The organism is Rubrivivax soli (genome assembly GCF_049810355.1).
GTDB lineage: Bacteria > Pseudomonadota > Gammaproteobacteria > Burkholderiales > Burkholderiaceae_C > Rubrivivax.
Map to the genome: position 1 here is coordinate 3,083,621 of NZ_CP187368.1, position 17,377 is coordinate 3,100,997.

Consider the following 17,377-nt stretch of genomic DNA (forward strand, 5'->3'; position numbering starts at 1 on the left):
CGCCCGTGCTGCTACAGGCGCCGGTGCGCCAGCGCCGGCAGCTGCTGCCGCACCTGCGCGATGCGCGCCGGGTCCACGGCGGCCAGCACCACGCCTTCGCCTTCGGGCCGCACCGCCACCACCTCGCCCCAGGGGTCGACCACCATGCTGTGGCCCCAGGTGCGGCGGCCGTTCTCGTGCGTGCCGCCCTGCGCCGCGGCCAGCACGTAGCACTGGTTCTCCACCGCGCGGGCGCGCAGCAGCAGTTCCCAGTGCGCGCGGCCGGTGGTGTAGGTGAAGGCGGCGGGCACGCTGAGCAGGTCGCAGGGCGGCTGCATCAGGCCGCGGTAGAGCTCGGGGAAGCGCAGGTCGTAGCAGATGCTCAGCCCCACGCGCAGCGGCCCGGCCTGCAGCGCCACCGGTGTGCTGCCGGCGCGCAGCGTGCGGCCTTCGTCGTAGCGCTCGCGGCCGTTGTCGAACGCGAACAGGTGGATCTTGTCGTAGCGTGCGGCCAGGCGGCCGTCGGGGGCGTAGACGCCGTTGCTGTTGAGCACCTGTGCGCCAGGACCGTCCCGCAGCGGCAGCGTGCCGCCCAGCAGCCACACGCCGTGGCGCCGCGCGGCGTCGGCCAGGAAGGCCTGGATCGGGCCGGTGCCCGGCGCCTCGGCGTGGTCGAGCTTGTCGGTGTCCTGGCGGCCGAGCAGGCAGAAGTACTCGGGCAGCGCCACCAGCTGCGCGCCGGCCGCGGCGGCCTCGGCGATCAGCCGGCCGGCGGCCTCGAGGTTGCGGCCCACGTCGGGCGTGGACACCATCTGCACGGCAGCGATTTGCATGGCGGCATTCTGCGGCAGCCCCGCGGCCAGCGGGTGCGACGGGATCCGGGCAGAATCGCCGCGCAACCGACAGAACAGATCCGGAGGGACCACCGATGTCAGCGGTGCCGCAGGCAGCGACGGCAGACCACAGCCGCTTCGTGCAGCGCATCCGGCGCCGCTATGCCGCGGAACGGCCGCTGCTGCCGGCCGGCGTGCCCGACGTCGCGGCCATCACTGCACTCGTGCACGCGCTGCAGGCCGGCGGCCGCGCGCTGCCGGCGGCGCTGCGCGTGGCGCGGCAGCTGGTGATCGAGCGGCTGGCGACGCTGGACGTCGAACACGGCGCGCCGCTGGAGCACATCACGCACGCGATGACGGCGCTGGCCGAAGCCACGCTGGAACTGGCGCTGGCGCAGGCCGAGGCCGACGCCGACGAGCGCCACGGCCCGCCGCTGGACGCCGCGGGCCGGCGCGTGGAGTTCTGGATCGTCGGCATGGGCAAGCTGGGCGCGCGCGAGCTGAACGTGTCGTCGGACATCGACCTCATCTACGTCTATGAAGACGACGGCCAGACCAGCGGCCCGCGCCCGACCAGCTTCCACGAGTACTTCAGTCTCGTCGCCAAGCGCCTGTACACGCTGATCGGCGACACCACCGAAGACGGCTTCGTGTTCCGCGTCGACCTGGCGCTGCGGCCCAACGGCAACTCGGGCCCGCCGGTGGTGAGCCTGTCGATGCTGGAAGACTACCTGCAGGTGCAGGGCCGCGAGTGGGAACGTTTCGCGTGGCTGAAGAGCCGCGTGGTGGCGCCGCGGGCCGCCGTCACCAGCGGGCGCGCGCTGCAGCTGCGCAGCCTGGTCACGCCCTTCGTCTACCGGCGCTACCTCGACTACGGCGTCTTCGAGGGCCTGCGGCAGCTGCACCGCAAGATCCGCGACGAGGCGCAGCGCCGCGCGGCGGGCCGGCCCGAACGCGCGAACGACGTCAAGCTCTCGCGCGGCGGCATCCGCGAGATCGAGTTCATCGTGCAGCTGATGCTGGTGGTGCGCGGCGGGCAGTTCCCCGAGATCCGCACGCGCAGCACGCTGCGCGCGCTGCAGCGCCTGGCCGCGCGCGGGCTGATGAAGCCCGAGATGGCCGAGCGCCTGGCCGCGGGCTACACCTTCCTGCGCCGGGTGGAGCACCGCATCCAGTACCTCGACGACCAGCAGACGCACCTGCTGCCCTCGGGCGACGACGACCTGCGCTGGATCGCCCGCAGCATGGGCCTGGCCTGCGGCGTGGTCGACGGGCGCGACACCTGCGAGCTGCTCGACCAGCTGGGCGAGATCCGCGAGCTGGTGGCCGGCGAGTTCGACGCGCTGCTGCGCGACGGCGCCACGCCGGGCGCCGGTGCGAACGGCAACGGCGGCTGCCGCAGCTGCGGGCCGGGGCCGCAGCCGATCGACAGCGAACTGCTGCTCGACAAGCTGCCGGCCGAGCTGGCTGCGCGCGTGCGGCCGTTCGCCGCCAGCCCGCGCGTGCTGGCGCTGCGCGACGAGAGCCGCATGCGCCTGGGGCGGCTGGTGCAGTCGGCCGGCAAGTGCGTGGCCGAAGAGCACTGCACGGTGCAGGCCGCAGTGCGTTTCATCGACTGGCTCGAACCCCTGCTGCGCCGCGAGAGCTACCTGGCGCTGCTGGTCGAACGCCCCGAGGTGCAGCGCCGCCTGCTGCGCCTGCTGGGCCTGGCGCGCTGGCCGATGCAGTACCTGATGCGGCACCCGGGCGTCATCGACGAGCTCGCCGACGAACGCCTGCTGCAGCAGCGCTTCGACCGCGCCGCCTTCGCCGCCGAGCTGGACGAGCGCCGCGACGGCTGGGAACGCTCGGGCGAGGCCGACGAGGACAAGCTGCTCGACACGCTGCGCCGCGCGCACCACGCCGAGGTCTTCCGCACGCTGGTGCGCGACGTCGAAGGCCGGCTCACGGTGGAGCAGGTCGCCGACGACCTCTCGGCGCTGGCCGACGTGCTGCTGGACATCACCGTGCGCTGGGCTTGGTCGCACCACCGCGCGCGCCACCGCGCCGAGCCGCAGATCGGCGTCATCGCCTACGGCAAGCTGGGCGGCAAGGAGCTCGGCTACGGCAGCGACCTCGACGTCGTCTTCCTGTACGACGACAGCGACGAGGCCGACCCGGGGCGCGCGCAGGAGATCTATGCGGGTTTCGTGCGCAAGCTGATCACCTGGCTGACGCTGCGCACGGCCGCCGGCGAGCTGTTCGACATCGACACCGCGCTGCGGCCGAACGGCAACTCGGGGCTGCTGGTGACCTCGATCGCCTCGTTCGACCGCTACCAGGTCGGCCGCGGCAGCAACACCGCCTGGACCTGGGAGCACCAGGCCATCACCCGCGCACGCTGCGCCACCGGCAGCGCCCGCATCGCCGGCGCCTTCGAGGCCACGCGCCGCGCGGTGCTGACGGCCGAGCGCGACGCCGCCGCGCTGCGCGAGGAAGTGCGTGCGATGCGCGAGAAGGTGCGTGCCGGCCGCCCGGTGCCGGACGGCCGCTTCGATGTCAAGCACAGCCCCGGCGGCATGATGGACGCGGAGTTCGCGGTGCAGTACCTGGTGCTGGCGCACGGCCGCACGCACGCGGTGCTGCTCGACAACGTCGGCAACATCGCGCTGCTGCAGCGTGCGGAAGACGCCGGCCTGCTGCCGGCGGGTGTGGGCCATGCCGCCGCCGACGCCTACCGCGAACTGCGCCGCGCGCAGCACACGGCGCGGCTGGACGAGCAGCCGACGCAGTTCGACCCGGCGCAACTGGCGGCGCAGCGCGACGCCGTGCTGGCGCTGTGGCAGGCGGTCTTCGGCTGAACGCCTGGGCCGCGGCCGGCGCGCTGCTGGCAGCCGGTGCGTTGCTGGCCTGGTGGCTGCCCAGCCCCTGGATCGACTGGCAGCCGGGGCTGGCACTGACGCAGCCCTGGCGGCTGTGGAGCGCGGCCTTCGTGCACTGGAGCCCGGGGCACCTCGGCGGCAACCTGATCGCCACCGCGCTGGTGGTGGCCTTCGGCGTCAGCGCGGCGGTGCCGCCGCGTGCGGTGCTGGCCTGGGCGCTGGCCTGGCCGCTGACGCACCTGGGCCTGCTGCTGCAGCCGACGCTGCTGCACTACGGCGGGCTCTCGGGCGTGCTGCACGCGGGCGTGGCCGTGGTGCTGGTGCATCTGCTGCGCGATGCCCGCGGACGCGCGCGCACGATCGGTGTGCTGGTGGCGGCCGGCGTGCTGCTGAAGCTGCTGCTGGAAGCACCCTGGGGCCCGCCGCTGCGGCAGCTGCCGGGCTGGGACATCGCGATCGCGCCGCTGGCCCACGCCACCGGTGCAGTGGCAGGTGCGCTGGCGATGTTGCTGCTGCCGCGACAATCCCGCCAATGACCGATGACCGCAAGACGCAGCTCGACGGCCTGGCCGTGGCGCTGCTGGTGCTGTGCTGCGCCCTGTGGGGCGTGAACCAGATGGCCACCAAGGTGGCGCTGGCGGAGATCCCGCCGCTGATGCAGGCCGCGGCGCGCTCAGCCGGCGCCGCGCTGCTGCTGGCGCTGTGGTCGCGCTGGCGCGGCATCCCCTTGTGGCGCAGCGACGGCACCGCGCGCGCCGGCTGGCTGGCCGGGCTGCTGTTCGCGGTGGAGTTCGGCTGCATCTTCGTCGGCCTGCAGTACACCACCGCCTCGCGCATGGCGGTGTTCATCTACCTGAGCCCGTTCGTGGTGGCGCTGGGCATGCCCTTCATCAGCCGCAGCGAACGGCTGCGTCCCTTGCAGATGCTGGGCCTGGTGGCGGCGTTCAGCGGCGTCGTGTGGGCCTTCTTCGAAGGTTTCTCGCGCCCGGCCGCCGGCCCGCTGCAGTGGCTGGGCGACGCACTGGGCATCGTGGGCGCGCTGCTGTGGGGCATGACGACGCTGGTGCTGCGCGGCAGCCGGCTCGCGACCGCCGCGCCCGAGAAGACACTGCTCTGGCAGCTGGGGGTGTCGGGGCTGGCGCTGGCCCTGGGCTCGGTGGCCGCCGGCGAGACGCTGGCCGCGGTGCCCACCGCCGCATCGCTGTGGCCGCTGGCCTTCCAGACCGTGGTCGTCACCTTCGCCAGCTACCTGGTGTGGTTCTGGCTGCTGCGCCACTACCCGTCCACCCGCGTGGCGTCGTTCACGCTGCTGACGCCCATCTTCGGCCTGCTGGCCGGCGTGCTGCTGCTGGGCGACCCCGTCACCGCGCGGCTGCTGCTGGCGCTGGTGGCGGTGGTGGCCGGCATCGCGCTGGTGAATCGCACGTAGACTCGTTGACCCCCATTTCCGGAGACTTCCCGATGATCACGCTGTGCGGCTTCGCGCTGTCGAACTACTACCTGAAGGTCAAGTTCGTGCTGCTGGAGAAGGGCATCCCGTTCGAGGAAGAGCGCACCGGCACCGGCTCGGTGAAGGACAGCGTGCTGGCGGTGTCGCCGCTGGGCAAGATCCCGTTCCTGCGCACGCCGCAGGGCGGGCTGTGCGAGAGCCAGGTGATCTGCGACTACCTGGAGGCCGCCTACCCGGAGAAGCCGCTGCTGCCGGCCGACCCCCTCGCGGCGGCCAAGGTGCGCGAGCTCATCACGTTCATCGACCTGCACCTGGAGCTGGTGGCGCGCGACCTGTACGCGCAGGCCTTCTTCGGCGGCACGGTGAGCGACGGCACGAAGGAGCGCGTGCGCAAGCTGCTGACCAAGCACATCGCCGGCTTCCAGCGGCTGGCGAAGTTCGGGCCCTATGTCGCGGGCGACAGCTTCACGATGGCCGACTGCGCCGCCTGGCCCAGCCTGCCGCTGGTGGCGCGCGCCACCAAGCTGGTGCTCGGCGAGGACATGCTGGAAGCCGCCGGCATCGACTGGCGCGGTTACGTCAAGCTGATCGATGCGCGTCCGGTGGCCACGCAGCTGGCGGCCGAGCGCAAGGCCGAACAGACCGCCTTGTCGAGCAAGCTCTGATCAGGCAGCCGGCGCCGCCTTGGGCGGCGTCTGCACGGCCAGCGACTGCGCCAGCTCCTTGCGGTAGCGGTTGAGTTCCTGCACGCTGGCGAAGCTGCGCTCCATCAGCAGGCTCAGGTTGTGCAGGATGCGCTCGACGACCTTGTTCTCCCACACGGCGTCGAACTGGATCTGCTTGTCCAGCCACTGCTCCAGCCAGGCCGGGTCGGGCAGGCGGCTCTGGATGGTGTCGCGTGGGAACAGTTGCACGTTCACGTGCAGGTTGGTCGGGTGCAGCGCCTGCGCCGTGCGCCGCGCGCTGGCCATCAGCACGCCGACCTTGGCGAAGGCGGCCTTGGCCTCGTCGCCGAACTTGTTCATCGCGCGCTTCATGTAGCGCAGGTAGGCGCCGCCGTGGCGGGCCTCGTCGCGCGCCAGCGTCTCGTAGATGGCCTTGATGACCGGCTCGCTGTGCCACTCGGCGGCCCGGCGGTACCAGTGGTTCAGGCGGATCTCGCCGCAGAAGTGCAGCATCAGCGTTTCCAGTGCCGGCGCGGGGTCGAACTCGAAGCGCACGGCGTGCAGCTCGTCTTCCGTGGGCACGAGGTCGGGGCGGAAGCGGCGCAGATACTCCATCAGCACCAGCGAGTGCTTCTGTTCCTCGAAGAACCACACGCTCATGAAGGCGCTGAAGTCGCTGTCGTTGCGGTTGTCGCGCAGGAACATCTCGGTGGCCGGCAGTGCCGCCCACTCGGTGATGGCGTTCATCTTGATGGTCTGCGCCTGTTCCTCGGTGAGCCGGGAGGCGTCGAAGCTGGCCCATGGAATGTCGGTGTCCATGTTCCAGCGCACCGCTTCGAGCTGCTTGAAGAGTTCCGGATAGAGCATGGTGGGGGCCTGCGCCTGGGCGGACATGGACCGGATTCTAGTCAGCCGGGACGGCAGCGGCTGCCGTGGGGGTTGTGCGCCAGCGGCGCAGTTCGCCGCCGATGTCGTCCAGCGACGCCAGCGGCAGCACGCCGTCGATGCGCCGGCGGTGCAGCACCGGTGCGCTGCCGCCGGCCCACAACTGCACGTGCGCCGGCAGCTTGGCGCGCAGTTCGCCCAGGCTGTCGACGACCTGGTTCGGGTTCATGCAGCCCGAGAACCCGAGCGCCACGATGTCGGCCCGGTAGGCGGCGGCAGCGAGCACCAGGTCCCACAGCGGTGTCTGCACGCCCAGCGACACGCACTCGCAGCCCTCCAGCGCGAACATGGCCTCGGCCATCAGCAGCCCCAGGCCGTGCGGCTCGCCCGGGATGGTGCCGAGCAGCACGCGCGGCCGGCCCGCGCCCTGCGACTCGGGAATCGTGGCGATGGCCTGGCGCAGCACCACCTGCACGGCCTCGGTGTACATGTGCTCCTCGAAGATCTCCATCTGGCCGCGCATCCAGGCATCGCCCACCGCCACGTTCAGCGGCACCACCACGTCGACGACAAACCGCCCCACGCCGTAGCGCGCCAGCAGCCGCGCCAGCGCGTTGCGCAGGCCGCGCGCGTCGTGGGCGCGGATGCGGTCGAGGTGCTCGCGCAGGTCGGCGCTGCCCAGCAGCACCTCGGCGCCGCGCACCGGCTGGTCGACGGTGGACGCCGACAGCGCCGACAGTTCGGAGAAGGGCAGCGGCACGATGCGGCCGGGCCGGTGGCCGGCGTCGAGCAGGCGCTTGACGACACGCAGCTTCTCGACCTGGTCCAGCGGGTAGGCGCGCTCGCCCAGCGTGTCGCGGCCGGGCGTGGGAAAGCCGTAGCGGCGCTCCCAGACACGCAGCGTGTCCTTGCTAAGCCCGGTGTCCCGCTCGACGGCGGCGATCGACAGCGTGATGACGGCGGCGCGGTTGCGGTCATTCATGGCGAGACAGGCCGGCAAGAGATGCTGTGGATGTCGTGGACAAGCTCTTGGACAGGCGTTTGTGCATGCGGACAGCTTTTCTTAATATAGTGCCGGAAACATTCTTTGAACAGGACAGAGCTTGGTCATGACCACACACCCCGCCCGCTTGCTGGTGGTCTGCGCGGCGCTGCTCGCGACCTCCGCCTCGGCCACGCCGCCGGCGGGCCCGTCCGGGCCTGCCGCCGCCTGCCCGGCGCTGCTGCAGCACACGGTGCCGCGCCTGCAGGACGAGAAGCCGGTCCCGCTGTGCCGTTTCGCCGGCCAGGTGGTGGTGGTGGTCAACACGGCCAGCAAGTGCGGCTACACGCCGCAGTACAAGTCGCTGGAGACGCTGCACACGCGCTACAAGGACCGCGGCCTCGTGGTGCTCGGGTTCCCGTCGGGCGACTTCGGCGGCCAGGAACTGGCCAGCAACGCCGCCATCGCCGACTTCTGCGAGAGCACCTTCGGCGTGCGCTTTCCGATGTTCGCCAAGACCAGCGTGAAGGGCAGCGCCGCGCACCCGCTGTACAAGACCCTGGCCGCGCGCACCGGCCGCGCGCCGGGCTGGAACTTCCACAAGTACATCGTCGGCCGCGACGGCCAGACGGTGGTCAGCCACGGTTCCGACACCGACCCGCTCGATGCGGCGTTCCTGAAGGACGTCGACCGGCTGCTGTCGGCAAAGTGATACTATTCAGTCGCGTTTGAGACTGACCAGTTTCCAATGGTGCGGCTCCCGTCGGCACGGCTTGCGTCGGCACGGCCGCGTCCTTCCGGTCGCTGCCTGCCGCTTCATCCGAACTGCCCTGCCGCGCGTACCAGCCCGCACACCATGACCACCCACCCCGACCGCGCCCCCCGAACCTGCCCCGTCGCCGCGACCGGCGCAACAGCGCCGGAACTTTGGCGCCGGATGCCGGTCACACGGCGCACAGCCCGCGACTTCGGCAGCGCCGACGCGCCGGGCCAGGTTCTTCTGTCGTGCAGACGGCCGGGTTTCCCGGCTGCAATCCCGGGGCGGTTCTCCTCCTCCTCCCTCCCTCCCTCGTTCGCTGCGGGGCGCTGCACGACAGTCTTTACATCCCGCCGGGCCGCACGATGCGGCGCGCGGGCCTGACGGCGATGCGGCGCGTCGCCGTCATCGGCTCGGGCATTTCCGGCCTGGCCAGTGCGCACGCGCTGGCCGGCGAGGCCCAGGTCACGCTGTACGAGGCCGGCGACTACTTCGGCGGCCACACGCACACGGTCGACGTCTCGCTGGACGGCCACACATTCGGCGTCGACACCGGCTTCCTGGTGTTCAACGACCGCACCTACCCGCAGCTGCGGCAGCTGTTCACCGCGCTGCAGGTGGACACCGCGCCCTCGGACATGTCGTTCTCGGTGCAGGTGCCCGAAGCCGGGCTCGAGTGGAGCGGCTGCGACCTGAACACCGTCTTCGCGCAGCGCCGCAACCTGCTGCGGCCGCGCTTCCTGCGCATGCTGGCCGACATCGTGCGCTTCAACAAGCTGGCCACCGCGCTGGCCGTCGGCGGCGACGAGGCCGCGCTGAACGAGCCCATCTGCGCGTTCCTCGACCGCCACGGCTTCGGCGATGCCTTCCGCCACTGGTACTTCCTGCCGATGATCGGCTGCATCTGGTCGTGCCCGACCGACCAGATGCTGCAGTTCCCGGTGGCCACGATGGTGCGCTTCTGCCACAACCACGGCCTCATCCAGATCACCGACCGCCCGCAATGGCACACGGTGCGCGGCGGCGCGAAGCACTACGTGCAGAAGATGCTGGCCACGATCGCCGATGCACGGCTGCGCACGCCGGTGCTGTCGGTGCGCCGGCTGCCTCCGGGCAACGGCGCGGCCGGCGTGCTGGTCGCCACGGCCCAGGGCAGCGAGCGCTTCGACGAGGTCGTGCTGGCCTGCCACAGCGACCAGAGCCTGGCGCTGCTGGCCGACGCCACGCCGGAAGAGCACGCCGTGCTCGGCGCCGTGCGCTACCACCCCAACCGCGCCGTGCTGCACACCGACACCGCGGTGCTGCCGCGGCGCCGGCTGGCCTGGGCGGCCTGGAACTACGAGCGTGCTGCCAGCCGCGGCCGCGAGGAGGCGGCCGTCTGCCTGCACTACCTGCTGAACCGCCTGCAGCCGCTGCCCACCACCACGCCGGTGCTGGTGTCGCTGAACCCGAGCCGGCCGATCGATCCGGCGCGCACGCTCGGCAGCTTCGACTACAGCCATCCGGTGTTCGACCTGGCGGCCATCGAGGCGCAGCGCCGCCTGCCGCAGCTGCAGGGCCGCGCCCACACCTGGTTCGCCGGCGCCTGGACCCGCTACGGCTTCCACGAAGACGGCCTGATGTCGGCGCAGGCCGTGGTGCAGGGCCTGCGTGCGCAGTGGCAGGGGCAGCCACGGCAGGAAGCCGCGTGAACATGGTGCCTGCTCCGGCCACGGCGACCGCGCTCATCGGCAGCGGCGTCGTGCGCCACCGCCGGCTGCGGCCGGCCTCCCACGCCTTCGCCTACGGCACCTACTTCCTGATGCTGCCGATGCGCACGCTGCGGGCGGTGCCGGTGCCGGCGCTGCGCCGCAACCGCTTCGGGCTGCTGTCGTTCCACGACCGCGACCACGGCGACGGCCGCGACGACGCGCTGGGCTGGCTCGATGCCCTGCTGCAGGCCGAGGGCGTGACCGACGCCGACGGCGAAGTCTGGCTGCACACCTACCCGCGCGTGCTGGGCTACGTGTTCAAGCCTGTCAGCTTCTGGTACTGCCAGCGCCGCGACGGCACGCTGGCGGCCATCGTCGTCGAAGTCAACAACACCTTCGGCGAGCGCCATTGCTACCTGCTGGCCGGCCCCGAGGTGGGCTACGGCCGCGAGCTGCGGGCGCGCAAGGTCTTCCACGTCAGCCCGTTCTGCGCCATCGAGGGCGGCTACCGCTTCCGCTTCATGCGCACGGCCGACCGCACCGTGGCCCGCATCGACCACGACGACGCCACCGGCCCGTTGCTGCAGACCAGCGTCAGCGGCCACCTCGCGCCGCTGGACGCCCGCAGCGTGCGCGCCGCGTTCTTCGGCATGCCGCTGATGACGCTGGGCGTCATCGTGCGCATCCACTGGCATGCGCTGCAGCTGTGGCGCAAGCGCACGCCGTTCTTCCGCAAGCCCGCCCCGCCGCAGGCTTTCACCTCCCGCTGACCGCCGCCGACCATGACGACGACCACCGCCTCGGGCCTGTCCCTGCCCTCCTCCGCCCCGGCCGCCGCGCGCACCGTGTTCCGCCTGCTCAGGAGCCTGCGCGTGGGCACCCTCGACGTGCAGCTGCCCGACGGCGAGCAGCTGCACTTCGCGGGCGACATGCAGGGTGACGCGCCGCGCGCGTCGCTGCGGCTGCTGGACTGGGCCGTGTGCCGCGCTGCGCTCAAGGGCGGCGACATCGGCTTCGCCGAGGCCTACATCGGCGGCCACTGGACCAGCCCCGACCTGGTGGCGCTGCTGCAGCTGTTCATCGCCAACCGCGACGCGGTCGAGCAGATGATCTACGGCACCTGGTGGGGGTCGCTCGCCTACCGCATCAAGCACCTGCTGCACCGCAACTCGCGCCGCGGCAGCAAGAAGAACATCCACGCGCACTACGACATTGGCAACCCGTTCTACCGCCTGTGGCTGGACGAGACGATGAACTACAGCAGCGCGCTGTTCGAGGGCGACGCCACGCGTCCGACGGCGGCCGCGCAGCGCGCCAAGGTCCACCGCGCGCTGCGCGAATGCGCGCTGAAGCCCGGCCAGCGCGTGCTGGAGATCGGCTGCGGCTGGGGCGCTCTGGCCGAAGCCGCGGCGCGCGACTTCGGCGTGCACGTGACGGGGCTGACGCTGTCGACCGAGCAGCTGGCCTTCGCGCGTGAACGCATGGAGCGCCAGGGCCTGCAGGCCCTGGCCGACCTGCGGCTGCAGGACTACCGCGACGTGCCCGACGGCCCCTTCGACGCGATCGTCTCGATCGAGATGTTCGAGGCCGTGGGGCGCGAGTACTGGCGCGGCTACTTCCAGACCCTGCGCGACAAGCTCAAGCCCGGCGGACGCGCGTGCATCCAGAGCATCGTCATCCGCGACGACCTGTTCGAGCGCTACGTGCGCGGCACCGACTTCATCCAGCAGTACATCTTCCCGGGCGGCCTGTTGCCCAGCCCGCAGGCCTTCCGCGACGAGGCGCGCCGCGCCGGCCTGGAGATCTGCAACGAGCTCGCCTTCGGCAACGACTACGCCGAGACGCTGCGCCGCTGGCGCGTGCAGTTCCTGGCGCGCGACCACCAGGTGCGCCAGCTCGGCTTCGACACGCGCTTCATGCGCATCTGGGAGTTCTACCTGGCCTACTGCGAGGCGGCGTTCGCCACGGGCAACACCGACGTCATGCAGTTCACGCTGCGGCGGCCGGGATGAAGCGGCGCGCGTTCTCCACGGCACTGACGGCGCTGGTGGCGCTGGCGGCATCGGGGGCCGCGCGTGCCGACCTGCCGCCGGCCACCGCGCTGCCGCCCGAGGTGCTGCGCGAGCTGCCCGGCGCCCGCGTGCAGGGCAGCGGGCGCATGCGCTACTTCGGCTTCCACATCTATGACGCACGGCTGTTCGCGGCCGGCGACCCGGTGGGCGCAGACTGGGCCGCGGCGCCGCTGGCGCTGGAGCTGCAGTACGGCCGCGCCTTCGACGGGGCCGACATCGCCGAGCGCTCGCTGGCGGAAATGCGGCGCCAGGGCGAGATCGCCGCGGCCACCGGCGAACGCTGGCTGGCGGCGATGAAGTCGCTGTTCCCCGACGTGCGCGCAGGCGACCGCATCACCGGTCTGCTGCACCCCGACGGCCGCACCCGCATCTTCCACAACGGCCAGCCCCGCGGCGAGGTGCGCGACGCCGACTTCACGCGGCTGTTCTTCGGCATCTGGCTGTCGCCGCGCACGTCGGACCCTGCGCTGCGCAACGCACTGCTCGGCGGCCCGCGATGATCGACGCCAGGCAAGGCCTGGCCTACGGCGCGCTCGGCCTGCCGCTGGCCTTCGTGGCGCTGCCGTTGTACGTGGTGCTGCCCAACCACTACGCCGCCAGCTTCGGCGTGCCGCTGGCCACGCTGGGCGCGCTGCTGCTCGGCACGCGCATCCTCGACGCCGTGGCCGACCCCTGGATCGGGCGCTGGGTCGACCGCTGGTTCGCCCACTCCACGCCGCGTGTGCTGCTGGCCGCGGTGCTGGCGGCGCTGGTGCTGGCCGCGGGCTTCCGCGGCCTCTTCTTCCCGCCGCCTGCCACGCGCGACGACATGCAGGCCCTGCTGCTGTGGTGCGGCGCGCTGCTGGCCGTCACCTACCTCAGCTACAGCGTGCTCAGCGTGCTGCACCAGGCCTGGGGAGCGCGGCTGGGCGGCGACGAAGGCCAGCGCGCACGCATCGTCTCCTGGCGCGAAGGGCTGGCGCTGGTGGGCGTGCTGGTGGCCAGCGTGCTGCCGGCGCTGGCCGGGCTGGGCACGGCCAGCGTGGTCTTCGCGGCCACGCTGGCGCTCGGCGTGGCGCTGCTGTGGCGCGCGCCGCGGCCGGCGGTGCGCCTGCTGCAGCCCGGGAGCCTGGCGGTGCCGCTGCGCACGCCGGCCTTCCGCCGCCTGCTGCTGGTGTACCTGGTCAACGGCGTCGCCAGCGCGGTGCCGGCGACCCTGGTGCTGTTCTTCATCCGCGACCGCCTGCAGGCGCCCACCTTCGAGCCGCTGTTCCTGGCCAGCTACTTCGCCGCCGGCGCGCTGTCGATGCCGCTGTGGGTGCGGGCCGTGGCGCGCTTCGGCCTGGCGCGCTGCTGGCTGGCCGGCATGTTGCTGGCCATCGCCAGCTTCGCCTGGGCCGCGCTGCTGGGCGCGGGCGACGTGGCGGCCTACACCGCCGTGTGCATCGCCAGCGGCCTGGCGCTGGGCGCCGACCTCGCGCTGCCGGGCGCAATGCTGGCCGGCGTGATCCAGCGCGCCGGCCACGACGGTCGCCTCGAAGGCGCCTACTTCGGATGGTGGAACTTCGCCACCAAGCTCAACCTGGCCCTGGCCGCGGGCATCGCGCTGCCGCTGCTGGCGCTGTTCGGCTACACGCCGGGCGACCAGAGCGCCGGCGGCCTGCAGGCGCTGACGCTGGCCTACTGCCTGCTGCCCTGCGTGCTGAAGGCCGGCGCCGCCGTGCTGCTGACCACGCAATGGATCCGACACCCCGAAGGACGATGAACGCCATGCAACGACGCCGCCTTGCCCTGGCAGCCGCCACCACCGCCATCGCCTTGCTGGCCGGCTGCGCCGGACCGCAACCCAGCGACTACGCCAACGAGCGGCCGGTGCTCGACCTGAAGACCTATTTCAACGGCGAGCTGGTGGCGCACGGCATCTTCACCGACCGCTCCGGCAAGGTCGCGCGCCGCTTCACGGTGCAGATGACAGGCACCTGGAACGGCAACCAGGGCACGCTGGACGAACGCTTCACCTACAGCGACGGCAAGACCGAGCGCCGTGTCTGGCGCCTCACCGACGAGGGCGGCGGCCGCTACAGCGGCCGTGCCGACGACGTGGTGGGCGTGGCCTCGGGCGTCGCCGCGGGCAACGCGCTGAACTGGCGCTACACGCTGGCGCTGCCGGTCGACGGCACCGTCTACCACGTGCAGTTCGACGACTGGATGTACCTGATGGACGACCGCGTGATGCTGAACAAGGCCGCGATGAGCAAGTTCGGCATCTTCCTCGGCGAGGTCACGCTGTCCTTCACCAAGCGCTGAACATGCCGATGAACCCCCGCATCACCGACTGGCACGGCCGCACGGCCTGGCTGGTGGGCGCCTCCACCGGCATCGGCCGCGCCACCGCGGCGCAGCTGCACGCGGCCGGCGCCCGCGTCGTGGTCTCGGCCCGCAGCGAAGCCACGCTGCAGGACTTCACGCGCGCGCATCCGGGCAGCACGTCGATCGCGCTCGACGCCACCGACCGCGACGCGCTGCACGCTGCGGCGCAGCGCATCACGGCCGAGCACGGCCGCATCGACCTGGCCATGTACTGCGCCGGCACCTACGCCCCGATGCGCGCCACGGCCTTCGACCTCGACGTGGCGCTGCGCCACGTGCAGGTGAACCAGGTCGGCGCGCTGCTGATGCTGGACGCCGTGCTTCCGCAGCTGCAGCGCCAGGCGGCGGCCGGGCAGGGCGGTCACATCAGCCTGGTCAGCAGCGTCGCTGGCTACCGCGGCCTGCCGCAGGCGCTGGCCTACGGGCCGACGAAGGCGGCGCTGATCAACCTGGCCGAGGTGCTCTACCTCGACCTGCAGCCGCTGGGGCTGGGCGTTTCGGTCATCAACCCGGGCTTCGTCGAGACCCCGCTGACGGCGCAGAACGCGTTCCGCATGCCGGCGCTGATCACGCCGGAGCAGGCGGCCCGGGCCATCGTGGCCGGCTGGGCGGCGGGCGAGTTCGAGATCCACTTCCCGAAGCGCTTCACGCGCTGGCTGAAGGGGCTGCGCCACCTGGGCTACAGCGCCTACTTCCCGCTGGTGCGGCGGTCGACGGGGCTGTGATGGCGGCCCACAGCGACGATCCGCGCGTGCAGGCCATCGTGCAGCGCTTCCAGACCCTGGGCGAAGCCGACGTGGCGCGGCTGGGCGAGCTCTACACCGCCGACGCGTTCTTCAAGGACCCGTTCAACGAGGTGCGTGGCACCGAGGCCATCGCCGGCATCTTCGCGCACATGTTCGTGGCTCTGGAGGAACCGCGCTTCGTCGTGCACCAGGCCATCGTGCAGGGCGACCAGGTGTTCCTGACCTGGGATTTCCTGTTCCGCATGCGCCGCTTCCGTCGCGACACCCAGTGCATCCGGGGCGGCTCGCATCTGCAGCTGACGGCCGACGGCCGCATCGCCAGCCACCGCGACTACTGGGATGCGGCGGAGGAGCTGTACGAGAAGCTGCCCGTGGTGGGCGCCCTGATGCGCTGGTTGAAGCGCCGGGCAGCCGGCTGACGCGCTGGCCGCAGCGCCGCGCCAACAGCTGGGCGCGCGGCGGCTGGCGCCGGCTACTTCTGGCCTTCGGTCAGCGTGTCGACCTGGAAGCGGCCGCTCTTGTCGACGAGCCAGATGTCGGTGTAGCGCACGCCGGTCTCGCCCAGTTTGGCCGGCACCGGGAACGGCGACGCGCGCTGGATCATTGCCACCACCCACGGCGCCACCTCGGGCGCGGCGGGCTTGCGGATGATGTTGACGTTGGCGACCTTGCCGGTGGCGTCGATCTCGGTCTCGACGATCATCACCGAGTACAGCAGCGGCGGCATCTTGCCCTTCATCACGCGCATCGGGTACGAGGCGTAGATGTGGCGGGCGGCGTCGATGCGGTATTCCTTCTCGACCTCGGCACCCGACTCGCGCTGTGCAGCCTGCGGCACGGGCGAGGGCACCATCGAGAACTGGGCCTGTGCGGCAGTGGCCAGCACCAGGCCGGCCACCAGAGCCGGGCCGCGCAGCCAGCCGCGCATTGCGCGGAGAGAGAAAGTTGTCATGTCCGGAGCCACCGACAGTGGATGGGAATGGTCGCGGCCAGGCAGGCCGCGTGCGATTTCACTATACGGCTGTTATCGGCCGCGACATCCGCACTTCAACCCAGGCGACCCGGCGGTCGCGGAAAACTAACGCAACCAGCCCTTGCGCAGAAAGTAAATGAAAGGAGCGGCAACCGAAGCCACCATCAACCCCAGCGCGAACGGGTAGCCGTACTTCCACTGCAGCTCGGGCATGGCCTGGAAGTTCATGCCGTAGACGCTGGCGATCAGCGTCGGCGGCAGCAGCGCCACGCTGGCGACCGAGAAGATCTTGATGATCTTGTTCTGGTTGATGTTGATGAAGCCGACCGTGGCGTCCATCAGGAAGTTGATCTTGTCGAACAGGAAGGCGGTGTGCGAATCCAGCGAATCGATGTCGCGCAGGATCTGCCGCGCTTCCTCGAACTGCTCGGCGCCGAGCTTGCGGCTGCGCATGAGGAAGCTGAGCGCGCGGCGCGTGTCCATCACGTTGCGCCGGATGCGGCCGTTCAGGTCTTCCTCCTTGGCGATGGCGGCCAGGATCTCGGCCGCGACGCGGTCGTCGACGTCCTGCTTCAGCACGCGCGCGCTGACGCGCTCGAGGTTGTCGTAGATGCCCTCCAGCGCGTCGGCCGAGTACTCGGCATCGGCGTCGTAGAGCTTGAGCAGCACGTCCTTGGCGTCCTCGATCAGCGCCGGGATGCGGCGCGCACGCAGGCGCAGCAGGCGGAACACCGGCAGGTCCTCGTCGTGGACCGAGAACAGCACGCCCTCGAACAGGATGAAGGCCACGCGCACGTTGCGGCTGGGCTTGCCGTCGGGGGCGTCGTCGCCGTCGATCAGGAAGTCCGAGCGGATGTGCAGCTCGCCGTTGTCTTCCTCGTAGAAGCGCGCCGACTCCTCGAGGTCGTCGTCGATGATGTCGTCGGGAATGGCCAGACCGAACCGTGCCGCCACCCAGGCCTTCTCCTCGGGCGTCGGCGACTCCAGGTCCACCCACACCGGCCGCGGGCCGGCCGGCGCTGCGGCACGCGCCTCGGGGCTGTCGATCTCTTCCTGGAAGAGCCGCCCGTTGGCGAGCGCGAAGACGTTGAGCATGCGGATCTCTGGGGCCGGCAACGACGGGGAGCGCCGGCG

Annotated in this window: 18 protein-coding genes; 13 read left to right on the top strand and 5 right to left on the bottom strand. The window is 71.6% G+C overall.

Annotated features, from left to right (window positions below):
• Positions 1-11 precede the first annotated feature (11 nt).
• The gene (locus tag ACPOLB_RS14005) at positions 12-812 is read right to left on the bottom strand and encodes a carbon-nitrogen hydrolase family protein (protein ID WP_425256613.1); all 801 of its coding nucleotides are present in this window, start codon (positions 810-812) and stop codon (positions 12-14) included.
• A 95-nt stretch (positions 813-907) separates the two neighbouring features.
• Between ACPOLB_RS14005 and glnE the strand changes: the two genes are divergently transcribed.
• The 4 genes from glnE to ACPOLB_RS14025 are packed head-to-tail and all read left to right on the top strand — an operon-like array spanning position 908 to position 5,788.
• Positions 908-3,652 carry a bifunctional [glutamate--ammonia ligase]-adenylyl-L-tyrosine phosphorylase/[glutamate--ammonia-ligase] adenylyltransferase gene (glnE, locus tag ACPOLB_RS14010; protein WP_425256614.1) on the top strand — a complete coding sequence of 915 codons (2,745 nt, stop codon included), beginning with the start codon at positions 908-910 and terminating at the stop codon, positions 3,650-3,652.
• Positions 3,631-4,209 (top strand): rhombosortase, encoded by a 579-nt coding sequence (gene rrtA, locus ACPOLB_RS14015; RefSeq protein WP_425256615.1) that lies wholly within the window; start codon positions 3,631-3,633, stop codon positions 4,207-4,209. Before glnE ends, rrtA begins: the two co-directional genes overlap by 22 nt.
• On the top strand, positions 4,206-5,102 hold the full coding sequence (locus ACPOLB_RS14020) for a DMT family transporter (RefSeq protein WP_425256616.1): 897 nt from the start codon (positions 4,206-4,208) through the stop codon (positions 5,100-5,102). Before rrtA ends, ACPOLB_RS14020 begins: the two co-directional genes overlap by 4 nt.
• A gap of 32 nt (positions 5,103-5,134) precedes the next feature.
• Complete coding sequence (locus tag ACPOLB_RS14025) at positions 5,135-5,788, top strand: glutathione S-transferase (RefSeq protein ID WP_425256617.1); 654 nt, start codon at positions 5,135-5,137, stop codon at positions 5,786-5,788.
• On the opposite strand, the gene ACPOLB_RS14030 is transcribed toward ACPOLB_RS14025, so the two are convergent.
• Positions 5,789-6,655, bottom strand: a complete 867-nt coding sequence (locus tag ACPOLB_RS14030) for a ferritin-like domain-containing protein (protein ID WP_425261921.1) — start codon at positions 6,653-6,655, stop codon at positions 5,789-5,791.
• Positions 6,656-6,692: 37 nt separating this feature from the next.
• Positions 6,693-7,655 (bottom strand): MerR family transcriptional regulator, encoded by a 963-nt coding sequence (locus ACPOLB_RS14035; protein WP_425256618.1) that lies wholly within the window; start codon positions 7,653-7,655, stop codon positions 6,693-6,695.
• Between the two features lie 127 nt (positions 7,656-7,782).
• Between ACPOLB_RS14035 and ACPOLB_RS14040 the strand changes: the two genes are divergently transcribed.
• The 9 genes from ACPOLB_RS14040 (at position 7,783) to ACPOLB_RS14080 (ending at position 15,689) form a co-directional block, all read left to right on the top strand.
• Entirely contained in the window at positions 7,783-8,367 is a 585-nt protein-coding gene (locus ACPOLB_RS14040) for a glutathione peroxidase (RefSeq protein WP_425256619.1), read from the top strand.
• A gap of 434 nt (positions 8,368-8,801) precedes the next feature.
• The gene (locus ACPOLB_RS14045) at positions 8,802-10,103 is read left to right on the top strand and encodes an NAD(P)/FAD-dependent oxidoreductase (protein ID WP_425261922.1); all 1,302 of its coding nucleotides are present in this window, start codon (positions 8,802-8,804) and stop codon (positions 10,101-10,103) included.
• 2 nt (positions 10,104-10,105) lie between these two features.
• Positions 10,106-10,873: a DUF1365 domain-containing protein gene (locus ACPOLB_RS14050; protein ID WP_425261923.1), complete on the top strand. Its 768-nt coding sequence runs from the start codon at positions 10,106-10,108 to the stop codon at positions 10,871-10,873.
• Positions 10,874-10,885: 12 nt separating this feature from the next.
• Positions 10,886-12,115 carry a class I SAM-dependent methyltransferase gene (locus tag ACPOLB_RS14055; protein ID WP_425256620.1) on the top strand — a complete coding sequence of 410 codons (1,230 nt, stop codon included), beginning with the start codon at positions 10,886-10,888 and terminating at the stop codon, positions 12,113-12,115.
• The gene (locus tag ACPOLB_RS14060) at positions 12,112-12,675 is read left to right on the top strand and encodes a chalcone isomerase family protein (RefSeq protein ID WP_425256621.1); all 564 of its coding nucleotides are present in this window, start codon (positions 12,112-12,114) and stop codon (positions 12,673-12,675) included. The genes ACPOLB_RS14055 and ACPOLB_RS14060 overlap by 4 nt, the downstream gene beginning before the upstream one ends.
• On the top strand, positions 12,672-13,919 hold the full coding sequence (locus ACPOLB_RS14065) for an MFS transporter (RefSeq protein ID WP_425256622.1): 1,248 nt from the start codon (positions 12,672-12,674) through the stop codon (positions 13,917-13,919). The genes ACPOLB_RS14060 and ACPOLB_RS14065 overlap by 4 nt, the downstream gene beginning before the upstream one ends.
• A gap of 5 nt (positions 13,920-13,924) precedes the next feature.
• The gene (locus tag ACPOLB_RS14070; protein ID WP_425256623.1) at positions 13,925-14,461 is read left to right on the top strand and encodes a DUF3833 domain-containing protein; all 537 of its coding nucleotides are present in this window, start codon (positions 13,925-13,927) and stop codon (positions 14,459-14,461) included.
• Between the two features lie 2 nt (positions 14,462-14,463).
• Positions 14,464-15,249 (top strand): SDR family NAD(P)-dependent oxidoreductase, encoded by a 786-nt coding sequence (locus tag ACPOLB_RS14075; RefSeq protein ID WP_425256624.1) that lies wholly within the window; start codon positions 14,464-14,466, stop codon positions 15,247-15,249.
• Entirely contained in the window at positions 15,249-15,689 is a 441-nt protein-coding gene (locus tag ACPOLB_RS14080; RefSeq protein ID WP_425256625.1) for a nuclear transport factor 2 family protein, read from the top strand. Before ACPOLB_RS14075 ends, ACPOLB_RS14080 begins: the two co-directional genes overlap by 1 nt.
• A 53-nt stretch (positions 15,690-15,742) precedes the next feature.
• Here the strand turns inward: ACPOLB_RS14080 and ACPOLB_RS14085 are convergent, their stop codons facing one another.
• On the bottom strand, positions 15,743-16,198 hold the full coding sequence (locus ACPOLB_RS14085) for a hypothetical protein (protein ID WP_425256627.1): 456 nt from the start codon (positions 16,196-16,198) through the stop codon (positions 15,743-15,745).
• Between the two features lie 150 nt (positions 16,199-16,348).
• Positions 16,349-17,338, bottom strand: a complete 990-nt coding sequence (corA, locus tag ACPOLB_RS14090) for a magnesium/cobalt transporter CorA (protein ID WP_425256628.1) — start codon at positions 17,336-17,338, stop codon at positions 16,349-16,351.
• Between the last annotated feature and the right edge of the window lie 39 nt (positions 17,339-17,377).